15 protein-coding genes and 1 tRNA gene are annotated in these 19,931 nt (G+C 54.8%); 8 read left to right on the top strand and 8 right to left on the bottom strand.

Annotated features, from left to right (window positions below; genetic code table 11):
- Positions 1–33 precede the first annotated feature (33 nt).
- Together rcsB and rcsD are read right to left on the bottom strand one after the other, a co-directional pair.
- The gene (rcsB, locus tag EAE_RS24425; protein WP_015365624.1) at positions 34–684 is read right to left on the bottom strand and encodes a response regulator transcription factor RcsB; all 651 of its coding nucleotides are present in this window, start codon (positions 682–684) and stop codon (positions 34–36) included.
- Between the two features lie 16 nt (positions 685–700).
- The gene (gene rcsD / locus EAE_RS24420) at positions 701–3,361 is read right to left on the bottom strand and encodes a phosphotransferase RcsD (RefSeq protein ID WP_015706142.1); all 2,661 of its coding nucleotides are present in this window, start codon (positions 3,359–3,361) and stop codon (positions 701–703) included.
- A 772-nt stretch (positions 3,362–4,133) separates the two neighbouring features.
- Between rcsD and EAE_RS24415 the strand changes: the two genes are divergently transcribed.
- The 6 genes from EAE_RS24415 to mgtE all read left to right on the top strand — a co-directional run bounded on the left by EAE_RS24415 (position 4,134) and on the right by mgtE (position 11,532).
- Positions 4,134–5,261 carry a porin OmpC gene (locus EAE_RS24415; protein ID WP_015706141.1) on the top strand — a complete coding sequence of 376 codons (1,128 nt, stop codon included), beginning with the start codon at positions 4,134–4,136 and terminating at the stop codon, positions 5,259–5,261.
- Positions 5,262–5,364: 103 nt separating this feature from the next.
- Positions 5,365–6,417 (top strand): FAD:protein FMN transferase ApbE, encoded by a 1,053-nt coding sequence (gene apbE, locus EAE_RS24410; protein ID WP_015706140.1) that lies wholly within the window; start codon positions 5,365–5,367, stop codon positions 6,415–6,417.
- Between the two features lie 72 nt (positions 6,418–6,489).
- Positions 6,490–7,560, top strand: a complete 1,071-nt coding sequence (gene ada, locus EAE_RS24405) for a bifunctional DNA-binding transcriptional regulator/O6-methylguanine-DNA methyltransferase Ada (RefSeq protein ID WP_015706139.1) — start codon at positions 6,490–6,492, stop codon at positions 7,558–7,560.
- The gene (gene alkB / locus EAE_RS24400) at positions 7,560–8,219 is read left to right on the top strand and encodes a DNA oxidative demethylase AlkB (RefSeq protein WP_015365631.1); all 660 of its coding nucleotides are present in this window, start codon (positions 7,560–7,562) and stop codon (positions 8,217–8,219) included. Before ada ends, alkB begins: the two co-directional genes overlap by 1 nt.
- Positions 8,220–8,287: 68 nt before the next feature.
- Positions 8,288–9,931 carry a multidrug ABC transporter permease/ATP-binding protein gene (locus tag EAE_RS24395; RefSeq protein WP_015706138.1) on the top strand — a complete coding sequence of 548 codons (1,644 nt, stop codon included), beginning with the start codon at positions 8,288–8,290 and terminating at the stop codon, positions 9,929–9,931.
- 164 nt (positions 9,932–10,095) lie between these two features.
- Positions 10,096–11,532: a magnesium transporter gene (gene mgtE, locus EAE_RS24390; RefSeq protein WP_015706137.1), complete on the top strand. Its 1,437-nt coding sequence runs from the start codon at positions 10,096–10,098 to the stop codon at positions 11,530–11,532.
- Here the strand turns inward: mgtE and EAE_RS24385 are convergent.
- Positions 11,495–12,703, bottom strand: coding sequence for a SulP family inorganic anion transporter (locus tag EAE_RS24385; protein ID WP_032708763.1), 1,209 nt, complete (start codon positions 12,701–12,703; stop codon positions 11,495–11,497). The genes mgtE and EAE_RS24385 overlap by 38 nt on opposite strands.
- 278 nt (positions 12,704–12,981) lie before the next feature.
- On the opposite strand from EAE_RS24385, the gene mqo reads away from it, so the two are divergent.
- Positions 12,982–14,616: a malate dehydrogenase (quinone) gene (mqo, locus tag EAE_RS24380; protein WP_015706135.1), complete on the top strand. Its 1,635-nt coding sequence runs from the start codon at positions 12,982–12,984 to the stop codon at positions 14,614–14,616.
- A 46-nt stretch (positions 14,617–14,662) separates the two neighbouring features.
- On the opposite strand, the gene eco is transcribed toward mqo, so the two are convergent.
- The 5 genes from eco to EAE_RS24355 form a co-directional block, all read right to left on the bottom strand.
- Positions 14,663–15,154, bottom strand: coding sequence for a serine protease inhibitor ecotin (eco, locus tag EAE_RS24375; protein ID WP_015706134.1), 492 nt, complete (start codon positions 15,152–15,154; stop codon positions 14,663–14,665).
- 129 nt (positions 15,155–15,283) lie between these two features.
- Positions 15,284–16,393 carry an AI-2E family transporter gene (locus EAE_RS24370; protein ID WP_015365665.1) on the bottom strand — a complete coding sequence of 370 codons (1,110 nt, stop codon included), beginning with the start codon at positions 16,391–16,393 and terminating at the stop codon, positions 15,284–15,286.
- A 181-nt stretch (positions 16,394–16,574) separates the two neighbouring features.
- A tRNA-Pro gene (locus tag EAE_RS24365) sits at positions 16,575–16,651 on the bottom strand.
- Between the two features lie 76 nt (positions 16,652–16,727).
- The gene (gene yejM / locus EAE_RS24360) at positions 16,728–18,488 is read right to left on the bottom strand and encodes an LPS biosynthesis-modulating metalloenzyme YejM (RefSeq protein WP_015706133.1); all 1,761 of its coding nucleotides are present in this window, start codon (positions 18,486–18,488) and stop codon (positions 16,728–16,730) included.
- A gap of 19 nt (positions 18,489–18,507) precedes the next feature.
- The gene (locus EAE_RS24355; RefSeq protein WP_015365667.1) at positions 18,508–18,735 is read right to left on the bottom strand and encodes a YejL family protein; all 228 of its coding nucleotides are present in this window, start codon (positions 18,733–18,735) and stop codon (positions 18,508–18,510) included.
- Between the two features lie 188 nt (positions 18,736–18,923).
- Here EAE_RS24355 and yejK point away from each other — a divergent pair, with 188 nt between their 5' ends.
- Entirely contained in the window at positions 18,924–19,931 is a 1,008-nt protein-coding gene (yejK, locus tag EAE_RS24350) for a nucleoid-associated protein YejK (RefSeq protein ID WP_015365669.1), read from the top strand.

The raw sequence follows: 19,931 nt of genomic DNA, 5'->3' as shown, positions 1-19,931 counted from the left end.
AACGGCGGCTGGCCGCCATCCGGGAAAAGTGAATTACTCTTTATCCGTTGAGGTAAGAGAAACGGAAGAGAGGTAGTTCAGCAGTGCGATATCATTTTCAACGCCCAGCTTCATCATGGCCGATTTCTTCTGGCTACTGATGGTTTTAATGCTGCGGTTCAGCTTTTTGGCGATCTCGGTGACCAGGAAGCCTTCAGCGAACAAACGCAGAACCTCACTCTCTTTCGGCGACAGGCGTTTGTCGCCATAACCGCCGGCGCTGATTTTTTCCAGCAGGCGGGAGACGCTTTCCGGAGTAAACTTTTTGCCTTTCTGCAGCGCGGCCAGCGCTTTCGGCAGATCGGTCGGCGCGCCCTGTTTCAGCACGATCCCCTCAATGTCGAGATCCAGTACTGCGCTCAGGATCGCCGGATTGTTGTTCATCGTCAGGACAATGATCGACAGCTCCGGAAAATGGCGTTTGATGTATTTGATCAGGGTGATCCCATCGCCATATTTGTCGCCAGGCATCGACAAGTCGGTAATCAGGACGTGCGCGTCAAGTTTAGGAAGATTGTTAATCAGAGCTGTGGAATCTTCAAATTCGCCAACAACATTCACCCACTCGATCTGCTCAAGTGATTTGCGAATGCCGAACAGTACGATCGGATGGTCATCGGCAATAATTACGTTCATATTGTTCATGTATTAGGCTACCTTGCTACAGCAAGCTCTTGACGTAACCGTCAATGTCGCTGATGTATTTTTCTATACCTTGAGTATCTCGTTCATGAATCAGATGCTCAAGCGCTTCACATAACTGCTTGCCGGGTATCAAATTAAGCATAGCAAACGCGCCTTTAAGGCGGTGAGCGGTCTGCGCCAGCGCAGCGAAATCGCTGGTGGTGAATTCAGTATACAATCTCTGAACATCATCCGGTACCGTGTCGGCAAACAGCGCGTAATAGCCGCTGGCATGGAGTTCCGCATTCCCCTCGTTTCCTGTTGAGGAGGGCTGAACCTCTTCTTGCGCCAGCTGCTGCTCAATCAGCTGCAGGATAGCTTCCTGCATGGCAGTGCTGATATTAAAATTGACGCTCAACTGGCCTGGGCCAATTTTGCGTATCCCAACCTCATCATCGCTTAAAAGCAAGCCTGAAGCAGTAAGATTAGACGGATTATCCGTTAAAAAGAGATCATACTCTTGACTTGTGAGCCTTTCGTCCGGGGTGATACAGCTTGCGCCCCAGCTCTCTAACTGACGCGTCACAATGCGGCGCACTTCATTGGCGGTAATGTCAATCATCACGACCACATCGTCCAGCAGATGTTCGCCGGAGTCGCTCTCTTCCTCGCTCGCCGCCATTTTAAGGTGTAGCGAGTAGCGGGTGCCGAGCGATTCCCGCGCCTTAATATTAAGCTGTCCGCCAAGCTTGCGAGTTAACCGGTCGCACAGCCAGAAGGTGAGGGCGTTGGCTTTGCCGTACTGGTCGGCTTGCGTCTCATTAAGGAACGGGAAGTGCATATTATCGATTTCATTGCCGCTCACGCCATTGCCGGTATCGAGGATACGGAAGGTCAGACGATCGTCGGCAGATTCATCTTTGCTCACCTCAAGAGTAATTTTACCAATGGGGGTGGTGGTGATCGCGTATTGAATCAGAAGTAATAGCGTGCGGCGCAGCGCGTCGCGGTCGCCGTAGCGCTGCTCATTGGCCGGCAGCGCATTATTGATTAACAGCTGAAGTCCTTTGCGTTTCACCATCGGCAGGACTTCAGGAACCACTTCATCTATTAAGCCCTGAATGGAGAACAAACCGGGGGTGGTTTTCCAGGTATCGCTTTCCAGTAAGTTCGCCAACTGAATCTCATCGACAAGATGAACCAGTTCATCAGCGTGCTGCGCCAGTTTGCGGCTTTCATGAATCCCGATGGCCGCCGCCTCCTGCGCCAGCGCCAGCGCCGGTTCTTTCAGCGCGGCGCCAATATTCTGCATAAAGGCGATGCGCCCCTGCTGATTTTTCTCATACAGACGCTGGGCCTGTTTGAGTTTTTTATTCACCATCACTTCTCTATCCTGGTCGCGAATAATCAGGATCTGCGTGCGAGGAGCCACCTGGCTGCGGTACTGGCGGATTTCATAAAGTTCATTATTGATCGTCGCCTGAATCACCCCTTGATGCTGATCGGCCATATTGGTGATGTTCTGCAGATTCAGGTGCGGCAGCAGATGATCGGCAATCGGGTTACTAATAATGGTGCGGTTGGCTTCCTGATCGTGCACCAACAGGCCCAACGGTAGCAAAGAGACGATCTCTTCATTAATTGCGCGCTGAGCGCGCAGCTCGCTGTTGGCCGCGGTGGGGGCCGTGCTTACGCTGCCGGGGGTACGGCGGCCGCTATAGTTGCGGAAAGTGGTAAAGCCAAACAGGGTTAACGCCAGCAGGCCAATGGTGAGCAGCAGCGGCAGTAAAATATTCTGTAAGGATTCCATTAGCAAAGTGCTGAACGGCACGACCCACACCAGCCGCATGCCGGTGGTATTGATGGCAGTGGTTATCTCAATACGCAGGCCATTAAAGCTGACGCTAACGTTATCAACGGCTTCTTTGTCTGCGCTGCTAGCGCCATTTTGCGCCGGATCTGGCTCGAGACGGAAGCTGTCCAGCGACATGCTCGGGGGGATGAGGTCGTTAATCGGTAAATCGAAGGCGACAACCGTTGCCAGGTGACCCGGCTGGTTAAAAGTGGTACGCAGCGTGAAGTAATGGCCATTTTGCCACGTCAGGTGACGCAGTGAAGAAAAGGTTTCCCGTTCGTCCAGCGTGTTTGCCTGCAGGAGCATTTCGGCGCGGCGGGATTCCACCACGCTGCTAATCGTCGATTCTTTAAAACTCGAAGACAGATCTTTCAGCGGCAGGGTGGAGACCAGAATCAGGCTGTTATCCAACCCATTCAGGTAATACATCGACCAGGGAATGGTTTCCGCGCCCCATAAAATATCGAGGTAGTTGGAAATTTTCTGCGTCATCTCAAGCGTCGAGCTGTCATGAGAGCCGAAGATCAGCGCTTCGGTCTTACGTCGCGGCTTTTCCAGATAGTAGACATCCTGCTTCAGGCGCGTCTCCTGCAGACCATCGCTTGAGGTACTTGAGCTGGTGGCGGCAATGTTGTCGTAAATCTGCCAGGTGGCATAACGCCAGGTATCAATGCGTTTGTGTAACGCGTGGCTGATATCAACCACCTGGTAACTCCGGTCTTTTAGCCACGTATTAACCGAACTTTGGATCATCACGCCCATCGTCGCGAGCAAGACGATAACCATCAAGATGAAGAACCGGGTGATGCTACCGGGGATCAGGGAGAATTTTTTTTGGGTCATCGCGTGGCAGAGCTGCTCAGTAGTGTTTGTAAACAGGATGTTGCGCCATAGTGACGGGCAGCACAACGAATACTGGCAGGAAGTATAAAGGCTAACGCGGGAAATCCATACAACAGATTGACGCTGAGGGATCTTTTAATGCTGAGATTTCTCTCAAAACCATAGATGCGACAAATATGTACAGTTGAATTGATCTTGTACAATTAACCGACATTTCTTGCAGATAAATAGCACTAAAAAACAAGAAATTGGCCAAATAGGCTGACTTTCATTCGGAATTGATTGATTAATAGTCGTTATTTTTTTGCTGCGTTAGCACAGCATAATTCAAGATACGTAAAGAAGGGTAAAAAAAACCGGATGCGAGGCATCCGGTTGAAATAGGGGTAAACAGACATTCAGAACTGAATGACGGTAATAAATAAAGTTAATGATGATAGCGAGGATTATTTTAGTCTTCGGGGAGGATTTTGTTTTACCATTCAGTGCTATACATTTGAATGCTTATAATGCAATGATTTTTAATGAAAATATTATTTTTTTGATTTTTGGTGCTTATTTTTGCGACCTTTATTGCGCCTAAAAAGTTCCTTGGCATTTACAAATTGAAACATCTTGTGCGCATTTTGAAACACCTTAGAAGTTTTCGTATCATATTCTTGTTGGATTATTCTGCATTTTGCAGCACAATGAATACAGCCGACTGATTAGAAGGGTAATCAGTAAGCAGTGGCAATAATAAAAGGCATATAACAAACAGAGGGTTAATAACATGAAAGTTAAAGTACTGTCCCTCCTGGTACCAGCACTGCTGGTAGCGGGCGCAGCAAATGCGGCTGAAATTTATAACAAAGACGGCAACAAATTAGACCTGTACGGTAAAATCGACGGTCTGCACTACTTCTCTTCCGACGACAGCGTCGACGGCGACCAGACCTACATGCGTATCGGCGTGAAAGGCGAAACCCAGATCAACGACCAGCTGACCGGTTACGGCCAGTGGGAATACAACGTTCAGGCGAACAACACTGAAAGCTCCAGCGACCAGGCATGGACTCGTCTGGCCTTCGCGGGTCTGAAATTCGGCGACGCGGGTTCTTTCGACTACGGTCGTAACTACGGCGTTGTTTACGACGTAACTTCCTGGACCGACGTTCTGCCGGAATTCGGCGGCGACACCTACGGTTCCGACAACTTCCTGCAGTCCCGTGCTAACGGTGTTGCCACCTACCGTAACTCTGACTTCTTCGGTCTGGTTGACGGCCTGAACTTTGCTCTGCAGTACCAGGGTAAAAACGGCAGCGTGAGCGGCGAAGATCAGACCAACAACGGTCGTGACTTCCAGAAACAGAACGGCGAAGGCTTCGGCACCTCCGTAACTTATGATATCTGGGACGGCATCAGCGCTGGTTTCGCGTACTCCAGCTCTAAACGTACCGACGAGCAGAACAACTCTACCTTCGTGTCTAAGACCGATGGTGGTCGTTACGGTGTTCTGGGTGAAGGCGATCACGCTGAAACCTACACCGGTGGTCTGAAATACGACGCCAACAACATCTACCTGGCGACTCAGTACACCCAGACTTACAACGCAACCCGCACCGGTAACATCGGTTTTGCTAACAAAGCGCAGAACTTCGAAGTCGTTGCTCAGTACCAGTTCGACTTCGGTCTGCGTCCGTCCGTGGCTTACCTGCAGTCTAAAGGTAAAGACATGGGCCGTTACGGCGACCAGGACATCCTGAAATATGTTGACCTGGGTGCGACCTACTACTTCAACAAAAACATGTCCACCTACGTTGATTACAAAATCAACCTGCTGGACGACAACAAGTTCACTAAAGATGCAAGCATCTCTACTGACAACGTTGTGGCTCTGGGCCTGGTTTACCAGTTCTAAGCAAGCTGAAGTGTTGAAAAAGGCGCCTGCGGGCGCCTTTTTTTATGCCCGGTTTAACCTCGCTGGTATACTCTGGCTGCCTTTGTAACAGGAGCCCGTTTTCATGGATACCACCTTTTTCCGCGCCGCCTTTTTCGGCCTCTGCGTTCTGCTTACCGGCTGTGATTCCGCGACATCCCCGGCCACGCCAAAATCCGCCGCCACCGTGCTCGATGGCAAAACGATGGGGACCTACTGGCGCGTTAGCGTCGTCGGGTTGGATCCGGCGAAAGCCGAAGATTTACGCCATAAAGTTCAGGCGCAGCTCGACGGCGATGATTGGCTGCTTTCGACCTGGAAAAACGACTCCGCGCTGATGCGCTTCAACCATGCCGCCACCACCGAACCGTGGCCGGTGAACGAGGCGATGGCGGATATCGTCACTCTGTCGCTGCGCATTGGCGCCAAAACCGCCGGAGCGATGGACATTACCGTCGGGCCGCTGGTCAATTTATGGGGTTTTGGCCCGGATAAGCAGCCGGTAAAAACGCCGACGCAGCAGCAAATCGCGGCGGCAAAAGCGCGTACCGGGCTGCAGCATCTGACGGTGATTAACCGCGCCGATAAACAATATCTACAAAAAGATATTGCGGATTTATTTGTCGATCTTTCCACCGTCGGCGAGGGCTATGCCGCCGATCATCTGGCGCGCCTGATGGAGCAGGAAGGGATCGCCCGCTATCTGGTGTCGGTTGGTGGCGCGCTGGTCAGCCGCGGCATGAACGGCGACGATAAACCGTGGCGGGTGGCGATTCAAAAACCGACCGACCGTGAAAACGCCGTGCAGGCGATAGTCGATATTAATGGCCACGGTATCAGCACCTCCGGCAGCTATCGCAACTACTACGAGCTGGACGGCAAACGTATTTCTCACGTTATCGATCCGCAAACCGGCCACCCCATCAACCATAAGCTGGTATCGGTGACGGTGATTGCGCCGACGGCGCTGGAAGCCGACGGCTGGGATACCGGGCTGATGGTATTAGGGCCGGAAAAAGCGCAACAGGTGGCACACGAGCAGGGGCTGGCGGTCTATATGATCGTCAAAGAGGGCGATGGCTTTAAGACCTGGATGTCGCCGCAGTTCCGCACCTTTCTGGTCGGCGAGCAGAATTAAAAAGCAAGAAGCGCAGTTTTTTAGATCGGAGCAAGGCGCAAAGTAAGGATACACTTACAGCAGGAGCCCGCTATGAAACCGATGATTGCCGATATGACTAACGATGACCGCTGCTGGCAGGCGGTCTGCGAACGCGACGCCAGCGCCGACGGGCAGTTTGTTTTCGCCGTGTTGACCACTGGCGTCTGCTGCCGTCCCTCGTGCCGTTCACGGCGTGCGCTTCGGGAGAATGTCCGCTTTTATGCTGATGTCGAAGCCGCAAAGGCCGCCGGATATCGCCCCTGTAAACGGTGTCGGCCGGATAATCTCGACCCGGACCAACAGCGGGTCGAGAAGGTGGCCGCCGCCTGTCGTCTGCTGGAGCAAGAGGCGCCAATCACCCTTGAGGCGCTGGCGCAGCAGCTGGCGGTCAGCCCGTTTCATTTCCATCGCATTTTTAAATCCGTCACCGGGCTTACGCCCAAGGCCTGGCAGCAGGCGTGGCGCGCGCGGCGCCTACGCGAAGCATTAAGCCATGGCCAGAACGTCACCAGCGCGGCATTAGCCGCCGGCTTCCCTGATTCCGCCAGCTATTATCGCCAGGCAAACGAGACGCTGGGCATGACCGCCCGCCAGTTTAAACGCGGCGGCGAAGATATATTGATTAGCTGGGTTTGCTGCAATAGCGCCTCAGGACGGTGCCTGGTGGCGTTCAGCGAACGTGGCGTATGCGCCGTATTATTGGGCGATGACGATAAGGCGTTATATGCGGAGCTGGCGAGCTTGTTTCCCGGCGCCCAATTGCAGCCGGGTGATGATACGTTTACCGAACGCGTGGCGCAGGTGGTTGCCCATCTGGATAATCCGCAGCAGGCGGTGAATTTGCCGCTGGATATTCGTGGTACCGCTTTCCAGCAACGGGTCTGGCAAGCCTTGCGCCAGATCCCGGCAGGCGAAACCCGCAGCTACCGCGAGGTAGCGCACAGCATCGGTCAACCGCGCGCGGTCAGAGCGGTAGCCGGGGCCTGCGCTGCCAATAAACTGGCGATAGTCATTCCATGTCATCGGGTGGTGCGTGAGGGCGGGGCGCTTTCCGGTTACCGTTGGGGAAGCGAACGTAAAGCGCTGTTGCTGGCGCGCGAAGCAAAAATGCGGGAGAAATAATGCTCGACCTGTTTGCCGATACGCCGCCCTGGCAGGAGCCGCTGGCCCCCGGGGCGATGATATTACGCCGCTTCGCCGTGCAGCGCGCGCCGGCGCTGCTGCAGGCCATTGCCGCGGTGGCCAGCGCTTCTCCGTTCCGCCAGATGGTGACCCCTGGCGGTTATACCATGTCGGTAGCCATGACCAACTGTGGCCAACTCGGCTGGACAACCGATATGCACGGCTATCTCTATGCGCCTGGCGATCCGTTGACCGGCGAACATTGGCCGCCGATGCCACTGATTTTTCAGCAACTGGCGGCGGAGGCGGCGCAGGAGGCGGGTTATGCGCATTTCTCTCCGGACGCCTGTTTGATTAACCGCTACCAGCCGGGCGCGAAGCTGTCGCTGCATCAGGATAAAGACGAGCGGGATTTGCGCGCGCCTATCGTTTCGGTGTCGCTGGGACTGCCGGCGGTGTTCCAGTTTGGCGGGCTGAAACGTAACGATCCGCTGCGCCGGCTGCTGCTGGAACATGGCGATGTGGTGGTGTGGGGCGGCGAATCACGGCTCTTCTATCACGGCATTCAGCCGCTTAAACCGGGGGAGCATCCGCTGACCGGCGCCTGTCGCTACAACCTCACGTTTCGCCTCGCGGGAGGCCGGCAAAAACAAAAATAAGAATTATTCTTGCTGTCGTCGGCAAGCCGTTTAAACTGCTGGCTGTTTGCTTGTCCGGATCGTAGCTTATGGAATTACTTGTTCTTGTTTGGCGCCAGTACCGCTGGCCGTTCATTGCCGTCATGGCGCTCAGTTTGCTCAGCGCGGCGCTGGGTATCGGGCTTATCGCCTTTATTAACCTGCGCCTGATTTCCCTTGTGGATACCTCGCTCACCGTGCTGCCGGAGTTTCTCGGCCTGCTGCTGCTGTTGATGGCGGTCACGCTCGGCTCGCAGCTGGCGTTAACCACGCTTGGCCACCACTTTGTCTATCGCCTGCGCGGCGAATTTATTAAACGCATTCTCGACACCCAAATCGAAAAGATCGAAAAAATCGGCAGCGCTTCGCTGCTGGCGGGCTTAACTAGTGACGTGCGTAACATTACCATCGCCTTTGTGCGCCTGCCGGAACTGGTGCAGGGGATTATCCTGACCTTCGGGTCCGCCGCCTACCTGGCTTTTCTGTCAGGTAAAATGATGCTGGTGACCGCGGTCTGGATGGCGGTCACCATCTGGGGCGGCTTTGTGCTGGTGGCGCGCGTCTATAAGCATATGGCGACGCTGCGTGAGACCGAAGATAAGCTGTATCATGATTATCAGACGGTGCTGGAAGGGCGCAAAGAGCTGACGCTCAACCGCGAACGCGCCGAATACGTTTTTAATCAGCTGTATCTGCCGGATGCCCGCGACTATCGCCACCACATCATCCGCGCCGATACGTTCCACCTGAGCGCGGTGAACTGGTCGAATATCATGATGCTTGGCGCCATCAGTCTGGTGTTCTGGATGGCGAATGGCCTCGGGTGGGCCAATACCGCGGTGGCGGCGACCTATTCTCTGACGCTGTTATTCCTGCGCACGCCGCTGCTGTCGGCGGTGGGGGCGCTGCCGACCTTGCTCAGCGCCCAGGTGGCATTCAATAAACTGCATCAGTTCGCGCTGGCGCCTTATCGCGCCGGTTTCCCCGAGCCGCAGGCGCATCCGCACTGGCAGACCCTGGAGCTGCGCGACGTGTCGTTCCACTACCCGGATAACAGTTTTGCCGTCGGGCCGATTAATCTGACACTCAAACGCGGCGAACTGGTGTTTCTGATTGGCGGCAATGGCAGCGGCAAGTCGACGCTGGCGATGCTGCTGACCGGGCTGTATCAACCGATCTCCGGGCAGATCCTGCTCGATGGTCAGCCGCTGGCGGCGGAAAAACCAGAAGATTACCGCAAGCTGTTCTCGGCGGTATTTACCGATGTCTGGCTATTTGATCGTCTGTTAGGGCCAAAAGGCGAACGCGCCGATCCGGCGCTGGTCGCGAAGTGGCTGGCGTATCTGAAGATGGACCACAAGCTGCAGCTGGAAGAGGGGAAAATCCTCGATCTGAAGCTGTCTAAAGGGCAGAAAAAACGCGTGGCGCTGCTGCTGGCGCTGGCCGAAGAGCGCGATATCATTTTGCTCGATGAATGGGCAGCGGATCAGGATCCGCATTTCCGCCGCGAGTTTTATCAGGTGTTATTACCGTTGATGCAGCAAATGGGGAAAACCGTGTTTGCTATCAGCCACGATGATCACTATTTCCAGCATGCCGATCGCCTGCTGGAGATGCGCAGCGGCAAGCTTAGCGAGCTCACCGGCGTTGAGCGCGAACTGGCGACCCGCGATGCGGTCGCGCGTACCGCCTGACGGTTTTGCTGGTTACCCGATCGGGCGTGCTCGCCCGTTCGGGACATATTGCTGGTTTTTACAGCAGATAAATTGCTGGCGGTTATTATTTCCCCCTCCTCGCGCTATGCTTATGGCTGCGGCCATGCAGGTCGACTTCTATTCTCACAAGGATTGCCTGAGCGATGTCCGTTTTGCATAAAAAAAGCGCCCGATTACGCGATGAAGAACGCGCCCGCCTGATTTGGCTATTGAGCACTGATAAAGCCGTCACCTCCGCGCTGCTGGGGAAACTCACCCTCGCGGAGCGCTATGATGAAGGGACGCTGGCCGATGACCTGGCGGAAGTGGAAGTGCTGGTGTCGCATCTGCCGCCGCCGGACCTCGCCGATGCCCTGGAAGCGCTGCCCTATGACGCGCGTACCGCGCTGTGGGGGCTGGTTGCCGATGACAAGCGCGGCGAAGTGCTGCTGGAGGCATCAGAGAGCGTATGGGGCGATCTCATCGACAAGATGAGCGATCACGACCTGATATTTGCCCTGCAATCGCTGGATATTGATGAACAGGTTTACCTGTTGCAGCACCTGCCGCGCGACTTAACCGGCCGCCTGCTGGCGACGCTGCCGCCGGATAAACGTGCGCGCATTCGTCAGATGATGCGCTACGCCGATAACACCGTCGGCGCGATCATGGAGTTTGAAGTGATTACCGTACGTCCGGAAGCCACTCTGGCGGCGGTACAGCGCTATCTGCGCCGTCTGGGCAAAATGCCGGAAAACACCGACAAACTGTTCGTCACCACCCGTAATAAACTGCTGCTTGGCGAGCTGGAGCTGCAGACTATTCTGCTCAATGATGCGCAAAAGCGCGTAGGCGAAGTGATGGAAGGCGATCCGGTGACTTTCCAGCCGCAGGAAGAAGCGGAAAAAGTAGCGCGTACCTTCGAACGCGACGACTTACTGAGTGCTGCGGTGATTGATGCCGACGGCAAGCTGATGGGGCGTTTGACCATCGATGAGATCGTCGATGTGGTGTACGAAGAGACCGATAACGACCTGCGCCGGATGGGCGGTCTGAGCGAAGATGATGATGTTTTTGCGCCGGTGAGCAAAGCGGTGAAAACCCGCTGGGCGTGGCTGGCGGTGAACCTCTGTACGGCGTTTATCGCTTCACGGGTGATCGACGGCTTTGAACATACGATTTCGCAGCTGGTGGCCCTGGCCTCGCTGATGCCGATCGTCGCCGGGATTGGCGGGAATACCGGCAATCAGACGATCACCATGATCGTCCGTGCGATGGCGCTGCAGCAGATCCAGCCGGGAAGTTTTACCTTCCTGATCCTGCGCGAGATGGGCGTCGCGCTGATTAATGGCCTGGTATGGGGCGGGATAATGGGCGCTATCACCTGGTGGCTGTACGATGACCCGCAGCTTGGCGGGGTGATGACGTTGGCGATGATGCTCAACCTGCTGATGGCGGCGATGATGGGGGTTATCATCCCGATGGTGATGGTCAAGCTGGGGCGCGATCCGGCGGTCGGCTCCAGCGTGATGATCACCGCGATTACCGATACCGGCGGCTTCTTTATTTTCCTTGGTCTGGCGACGCTGTTTCTGATGTAAGCTGATCTTTTACGCGCAGGCGGCGAGGGATGAGCGCCATTGCGATAAGCCCCGTCAGTACGCCGATAGCCAGATTACTGGTAGTGACCGTCACGACAACGGTCGCTGCCATGACCACCGTTTCCGGCCATGGATTGCGCGCCAGCGCGGTTGGGCGAATACTCTGCCAACTGAAGGTTTTCACCGCCACGATCACCATGACCCCGGCCAGAACCGCCATTGGGATTTTGGCCATCACCTGGCTCAGCACCGTCACCAGAAGCAGCAGTACCATACCGGCCACTATCGTCGACAGGCGGCTGCGCGCCTTGCCCATTTCTACGTTAACGATAGTCTGGCCGATCATCGCGCATCCGGCGATGCCGCCATAGCAGCCCGCGAGGATATTGGCGATCCCCAGTCCTGCGCTCTCACGCGACTTATTTGACGGCGTATGGGTGAGATCGTCCACCAGCTTTGCCGTCAGCAGCGATTCCATCAGGCCGACAAAGGCGATACTCAGGGCGCAGGGCCAGATAATTTTTAAGGTGCTTAAATCCAGCGGCACCGCCAGCGCGTTGAAGCCCGGCAGACCGCCGCCCATAGCGCCTTCATCACCCACGGTCGGCAGGAGCTGCCCGCTGGTGACGGTATAAGCAGTAAGGAGGACGATAGCAATAAGCGGCGCCGGCACGGCTTTGATAAAACGCGGCGCCCACAGTACGATGAGCAGCGTCAGAACGAAAAGGCCGACGATGAGCGGCTGCCTGCTCCAGAAATGGGGAACCTGGGCGAAAAAAATAAGAATGCCTAGCGCATTAACAAACCCGGTCATCACCGGTGGCGGGATAAAGCGCATTAACCGCGCCATACCGCATATCCCAAACAAAATTTGAATAATACCAGCCAGAATGACAGCAGGCAGAATATACCCTACGCCATGCTGATGTACCATCGGGCCGATCACCAGGGCGACAGAACCTGCCGCCGCCGTCACCATCGCCGGGCGCCCGCCAAGAACCGACATCGCCAGACAGAGCACTACCGAAGCAATCAGGCTGACCTGTGGGTCAACGCCGGCAATGACCGAAAATGAAATGACTTCAGGAATTAACGCCAGGGCAGTCAGCACGCCAGCAAGGGTCTCGCGTGTTATCAACGCCGGAGAGAGAGAGCGGAAAGTTGAGGGCATAAAAGTTCGCGGATGATAAAAAATTTGAAGTGAGGCATGCCGCCGTTGGCGTGCGCTCCATCACAGAACGGGAGATGATAGCGCGGAAATGACCATCATACCAGTACAAAAAGTGATTTTGTGTACACATTTATTAAACATTTTTATAACAGATCTCAAAACTCAACTTAAAATTTAAACAATATTTAAATTTTTGAGTACAGGTGGTACCTTTGATCCCGAGAATCGTTTCACCTGCGCTAAATAAAAAAAGCGAGTAAAAGTAAGGCTCAAATCCGATGAAGAAAAAGATGGCCGTACCCAGCTCACAGGCGGTTGGTTCCAATACAAATCGGACCAACACCCGCCATGAGCAAGAGACGGATGTATTGTTGATTGGCGGCGGTATCATGAGCGCCACGTTGGGAACCTGGCTGCAGGAACTGGAGCCGGATTGGTCTATTACCATGGTCGAGCAGATGACCAGCGTTGCCGAGGAAAGCTCGAACGGCTGGAACAATGCGGGTACCGGCCATGCGGCGCTGATGGAGCTTAACTACACGCCGCAAACCGCCAATGGAATCAATATCGACAAAGCGGTCGATATCAATGAGTCCTTCCATATTTCTCGTCAGTTTTGGGCCCACCAGGTGACCCGCGGCATCCTGACTAAGCCGAAATCTTTTATTAACAGCGTGCCGCACATGAGCTTTGTGTGGGGCGAAGACAACGTTAACTTCCTGCGCGCGCGCTACGCGGCGCTGCAGCAGAGCGAGCTGTTCCGCGGTATTCGCTATTCTGAAGATCATCAGCAGATCAAGGAGTGGGCGCCGCTGGTGATGGAAGGTCGCGATCCGCAGCAAAAAGTGGCGGCGACGCGTACCGAAATGGGCACCGACGTTAACTACGGCGAGATCACTCGCCAGCTGATCGCCGGGCTACAGACGCATGATAATTTTTCTCTCCAGTTGGGTACCGTCGTTCGCCGTTTTAAGCGCAATGCGGACAACAGCTGGACGGTGACGCTGGCGGATGCCAACAATCGTCACCAGAAGCGAACGATCAAAACCAAATTCATCTTTATTGGCGCGGGTGGCGCTGCTCTGACGCTGCTGCAGGAAACCGGCATTCCGCAGGCGAAAGAGTACGCCGGCTTCCCGGTTGGCGGACAGTTCCTGGTGTGTGAGAACCCGGAAGTGGTTAATCATCACCTGGCGAAAGTCTACGGCCAGGCGGAAGTTGGCGCGCCGCCGATGTCGGTGCCGCATATCGACACCCGTATTATCGACGGCAAACGCGTGGTGCTGTTCGGGCCATTCGCGACCTTCTCGACCCGTTTCCTGAAAAATGGATCGCTTTGGGATCTGCTGGCCTCGACGAATACCTCGAATATTCTGCCGATGCTTAACGTCGGAATGGATAACTTCGACCTGGTGAAATATCTGATTAGCCAGGTATTGCAGAAAGATAAAGATCGTCATGCCGCACTGTGCGAGTACTACCCGGAAGCGCGCAAAGAGGACTGGCGCCTGTGGCAGGCCGGTCAGCGTGTACAGATTATCAAACGTGATAAGAAGATGGGCGGCGTGTTGCGCCTTGGCACCGAAGTGGTGTGCGATGATGAAGGCACCGTAGCCGCGCTGCTGGGCGCTTCTCCTGGCGCGTCGACGGCGGCGCCGATCATGGTGCAGCTGTTGGAGAAAGTCTTCAAAGACAAAGTACAGACGCCGGCCTGGCAGGCGAAGATGAAAGAGATCGTGCCGAGCTACGGTATGCGTCTGGATGGTAACCCAGCCGCTATTGAGCAGGCGCTGACGTGGACCAGTGAAGTGCTGGGGCTACACTACGAGCCGACGACCGCGGCGGACGAGGTGCCGCAGGCCGAACTCAAACCGTTGACCGGCGGCAAACCGATGGCGGATATCGCGCTATAACAAAAACGGCAGCCTTCGGGCTGCCGTTTTGTATTACCGCAGGCGATTAACGCTCAACGGCATTACCGATAGTTTCTTCAGCTTTCCAGATGCGGTATTTCACTTCGACGTTGGCCGGAGTATAAACCACGATCGGCAGCTTGCTGTTGTAACGCAGCAGGCCTGTATCGCCGAGACCAGCGGTAACAAATTTCTTCTCTTTCTTACCGTCCGGGCAGGCCATCATGGTGGAAACCGGGGACGTCAGCTTATCAAAGACATAGTAGTCATAGCCCCAGCCTTCCAGGGTTTTGCTTTCCAGTTGACCGCCCAGGCGGTGATGGTTGCAGTCGACTTCCAGCGTCTGGCCAATCATCAGTTCAACTTTTAACGCGGATTCATCCTGCTGCTGCGGCAGCTGAATCACCTGACGCTTCATCCCTTTTTCCGCTTTCGGATAGGGGGCGACTTTCTCCAGCGGCTGTTCAGCGGCTAAGGCGCTGGTGGAAACACAGGCAACGGCCAGCAGAGAAACAGCAAGCGTAGCGATTTTTTTCACGGTTGATCATCCTTTATTATCGTTACTAACCAATACAGACTAACATCATTGTCGTGAATGGTAAGAGTTATTTACCATTATTTTCAATATGAATAGTGAAATGCACTAGCAAGCTGAGGCTTGCGTTAGCTATTCATCGCGGCTGTTTTTGGCTTCTTCAATAAACTCTTCGTCCAGTAAGTCGGCGTTCCCGGCGTGTTCACGGCCCGATAACAGGTTCCAGCAGGCAATAAACAGGGCGGCAATCAGCGGGCCGATGACAAAGCCGTTGATGCCATAGATTTCCATGCCGCCAAGGGTGGCAATCAGGATCAGATAATCCGGCATTTTGGTATCTTTCCCCACCAGTAGCGGACGCAGAATGTTATCCACCAGGCCGATGACAATCACGAAGAAACCGACAATAAACGCCCCTTGCCACAATTGCCCGGTGGCGAACAGGTAAATCGCCGCCGGCACCCAGATGATGGCGGAGCCCACCGCCGGGATGAGCGACAGAAAGGCCATTAAAGCGCCCCACAGAATGCTGCCATCAAGACCGACAATCCAGAATGCAAAGCCGCCGAGAGCCCCCTGCGCCAGCGCGACGGCAACGGTGCCTTTAACCGTCGCCCGCGCGACGGCGGCGAATTTGGCAAACAGATGTTGTTTTACGTAATTGGATAGCGGCAAGGATTCAAGGATCAGAAGTACCAGATAGGGGCCATCCTTCAGCAAGAAGAACAGCAGGTATAACATAATGCCGAAGCTGACGGTAAAGCCAAAGGTCCCTTTACCAATCAGGAAGGCGCTACCGGCCAGATACTGCCCGCCTTTCAGGGCGGCATCGGACAGCTGCTGCTGAATCTGTTCCGCGCTATCGAGATTGTGCTCGGAGAGGAAACTTCTGGCCCAGCTCGGGAGATGGGCAAACAGGTTGGCGACCACCGTCGGAAACTGGGTGTCGTTGTGCTGTAACTTGGTGTAGACCACGTTGAGTTCGAAGGCTAGCGACGAAATGATAATCGCCAACGGGGTGAAAACAATAAGACAGATAATCACGACGGTCAGTAGCGCCGCGATACCGTTGCGCTCACCGATGCGCGTACGGATGTTGTTTTTTACCGGATTAAATATCACCGCCAGGATAGCTGCCCACAGGATAGCGGAATAGTAAGGGGAGAGTACGTCAAAAAAGGCCAGGGTAACGATCAGTAAAATAAGGATAAAAAATCCTTTGGTAAGTCCTTTAACTCTCATTGGGTCCGCTCCAGATGATAACGAATACAGTCGAATGATAGATGGAATTTAACAATTTGCCATCAGGATAATCGCAGTCACAAAGGGAAGGGGAGTACAAACATTAAAAAACCCGCGCTCTCAGGGAGAGTGCGGGTTCTAAAGGGGACCGGTGGTTGTAGCAACCTACCGGTTAAATTTTTGGTCGGCACGAGAGGATTTGAACCTCCGACCCCCGACACCCCATGACGGTGCGCTACCAGGCTGCGCTACGTGCCGACGCGTGGAGGATAATATTACCCGTTCCCCCATCGAATGCAAGCGACCGACAACTGATTGATTTAAAATTAATCAATCAGTTAGCGATAAAGCGTTTTTCATCCGTCAGCACCTGCAGCAGCAGGCTGAGCTGCGGTTTTTGGTCTTTAATCTTCTCACCATCGCTGTTCCAGGTGTGGTAGGTGCCGTTGTGGTCGAGCACCACGGTCATCGTTGGCGTGGTAATCGCCAGAGTATCGCTATTGGCCGCAGTGACCCAGCTGCGGCGGCGTGCCGGGCTAAACAGGTCTTCGCCCTGCGAATATTCATTCGCTGGCGTCGACACGTGCAGCAGACGCTGCATCAGCGTGGTCATCACGTCTTTGTTATCCGTGAGCGTTGCGATCTCTTGCGCTGGGGTTCCCGGCCAGTGGATAACCAGCGGCACCTGCAGATTGCCCCGTGACCAGTCGAATTTACCCTGCTTGTTATCCAGCGGCATACCGTGCCCGGCGGTAATTATCACCACCGTATTATCCAGTTTGCCCGCTTTACGCAGCGCGTCCAGCACGCGGCCAATTTGTGTATCGACGTTGCCTGCGGCGCGGCCGTAGGTGCGCGCAAAATTCTGCTGCTGGCTGTTATCAATATTAGTGCCGTTCAGCGATACCCACGAGAACCAGCGGTTCTCGTCCAGAGCGTAGCGATCCAGCCAGCCGATCCATTGGTCGGCCGTTTGTTCATCGCTCTGCGTTTTAGCCGCCGGCAGCGAGAAGTCCGACAGCAGCGCCTGGCGATAAAGCGGGCTGCTGAAACCGTCTGATGAGAACAGGCCAAGCTGGTAACCCTGTTGGTTGAGGGCGGTAATCAGCGCCGCCGGGATACGCGCCGAGAGCACGCCATCCATATAACCCGGCGATATGCCGTAGAACAGGCCGAACATCCCGCTGTCGGTGCTATTACCGGAGCTCATATGCTGGCTAAAGTTGACGCTCTCTTTCGCAAAAGCCGCCAGCTGCGGCATGTTCTTCTCGAAACGTGAATAGTTAAGGTTATCCACGGTAATGAGCAGTACGTTGTAACCCGTACCGAGGTCGCGATAGCGCAGATCGCTCAGCGGATATTGCACCGAAACCGCTTCCGGCGCGCCTTGCTCAACCAGACGACGCTGATAGTCTTGCGCATCGAGCAGGCCATGCTTCTCAAGGAAGCGGCGGGCGGTCATCGGATAAGAGAGCGGCAAGTTGGCCCGCTGCATGGTGATCGGGCGATAAAAATTGGCATCCGCCCAGATATAAATCAGGTGGCTGCTGATAAACGAAATAAAGAAAAACCAGGCGACGGGGCGCGCGTAGTGGCGGCGGCGCGTCAGGCTGCGCAGCTTTTGCCAGCTCCAGGTGGCGAAAAGCATCTCAATCAGGAAGATGATCGGTACGCTGATAAACATCAGCTGCCAGTCGCGAGCCATCTCGTTCTGATCGGGGTTAATCACCAGTTCCCAGACGACGGGATTTAAGTGCAGGTGGAAGCGAGTGAAAACTTCGCTATCGATTAGCAGCAGCGTCATCCCCGCGGTGGCGAAGATAACCGACAGGAAGCGCATAAGCCGCTGCGAGCCGACAATAAAGGTCAGCGGAAAGAGAATCAGTACATAGCTGGTGAAAACCAGAAAACTGAAATGACCAACGAGGCTGACATACGAGAATACTCGTCCGGCAAGCGTCGTTGGCCAGTCGGCGACAAAAAGATAGCGGCTGCCGAGCGCCATTGCCAACAACATGTTGAACAGGGCGAACCAGTGTCCCCAGCTGACCATCTGGGAGACTTTTTCTCGGTAGGGCTGACGAAGAGTCACCATATACTGTTGTTCGTTATCCTTAGTGCGCGGGATCGTCGTTAATGGACGATTGCAGCGCCTGGGCGAAAGAACGGGCGATTGCCTGACGCTGCGCCGGCGCGACGCTACTGTTGAGCAGATTGGTCACCATATTGCCCAGCACCATCAGTGACAGGTCAACCGGCGCTTTGTGTGTTTCCAGGACGTTCGTTAGCTCGCTGAGCAGCTGCTCGACCTGTTCATCGCTATAGCGGGATATTTGTGGCATAAACTCAAAATCTGTTTGTTCGTGAAAGGGCAACATATTACCGTAGCAGCAGCTTTTTTTCCGCATTTTTTCGCCACGGCGCAAAAGCGCCCGGCCACGCGAGTCTCAAGCATAAAAGAGGCGTCTGCCGGTTGCGTCGTCGTCCCGGTGGTGGTTGAATACCGCCCGGTCTAAAAGGAGAGTTTAACATGAGTCTGGATATCGACCAGATTGCCCTGCATCAGTTGATCAAACGTGATGAACAGAATCTGGAACTGGTGCTACGCGAGTCGCTGCTGGAACCAAATGCCACTGTCGTGGAGATGATGGCCGAACTGCATCGTGTCTACAGCGCAAAAAGCAAAGCCTACGGCCTCTTTAATGAAGAGAGCGAACTGGCGCAAGCGTTGCGTTTACAGCGTCAGGGTGAAGAAGAATTTCTTCCTTTCAGCCGTGCGGCAACCGGCCGCCTGCGCGATGAGCTGGCGAAGTATCCATTTGCTGAAGGCGGCATTGTGCTGTTCTGTCAGTATCGTTACCTGGCGGTCGAGTATCTGCTGGTGGCGGTGCTCAATAATCTGAGCAGCATGCGCGTTAACGAAGAGCTGGATATCAGTTCCACCCATTACCTGGACATCAACCATGCCGACATCGTGGCGCGTATTGATCTGACCGAGTGGGAAACCAATCCCGAATCGACCCGTTATCTGACCTTCCTGAAAGGGCGGGTGGGGCGTAAAGTCGCCGATTTCTTCATGGACTTCCTCGGCGCCAGCGAAGGGCTCAATGCCAAAGCGCAGAACCGCGGTCTGCTGCAGGCGGTGGATGATTTCGCCGCTGACGCGCAGCTGGATAAATCCGAGCGCCAGAACGTGCGCCAGCAGGTGTATGCCTACTGTAACGAACAGCTGCAGGCAGGCGAAGAGATCGAGCTGGAGTCGTTGTCGAAAGAGCTCTCAGGCGTCAGCGAAAAGAGTTTCCAGGAGTTTACCGCCGAGCAGGGTTATGAGCTCGAAGAGAGCTTCCCGGCGGATCGCAGTACGCTGCGCCAGCTGACCAAATTTGCCGGTAGCGGCGGCGGCTTGACCATTAACTTTGATGCGATGCTGCTCGGCGAGCGCGTATTCTGGGATCCGGCAACGGATACGTTGACCATTAAAGGTACGCCGCCGAACCTGCGCGATCAGCTGCAGCGCCGTACCTCAGGCGGTAATTAA

It is taken from the genome of Klebsiella aerogenes KCTC 2190, from assembly GCF_000215745.1.
In the GTDB taxonomy this organism is placed as follows: Bacteria; Pseudomonadota; Gammaproteobacteria; order Enterobacterales; family Enterobacteriaceae; genus Klebsiella; species Klebsiella aerogenes.
This window is presented reverse-complemented; position numbering and strand designations above follow the sequence as displayed.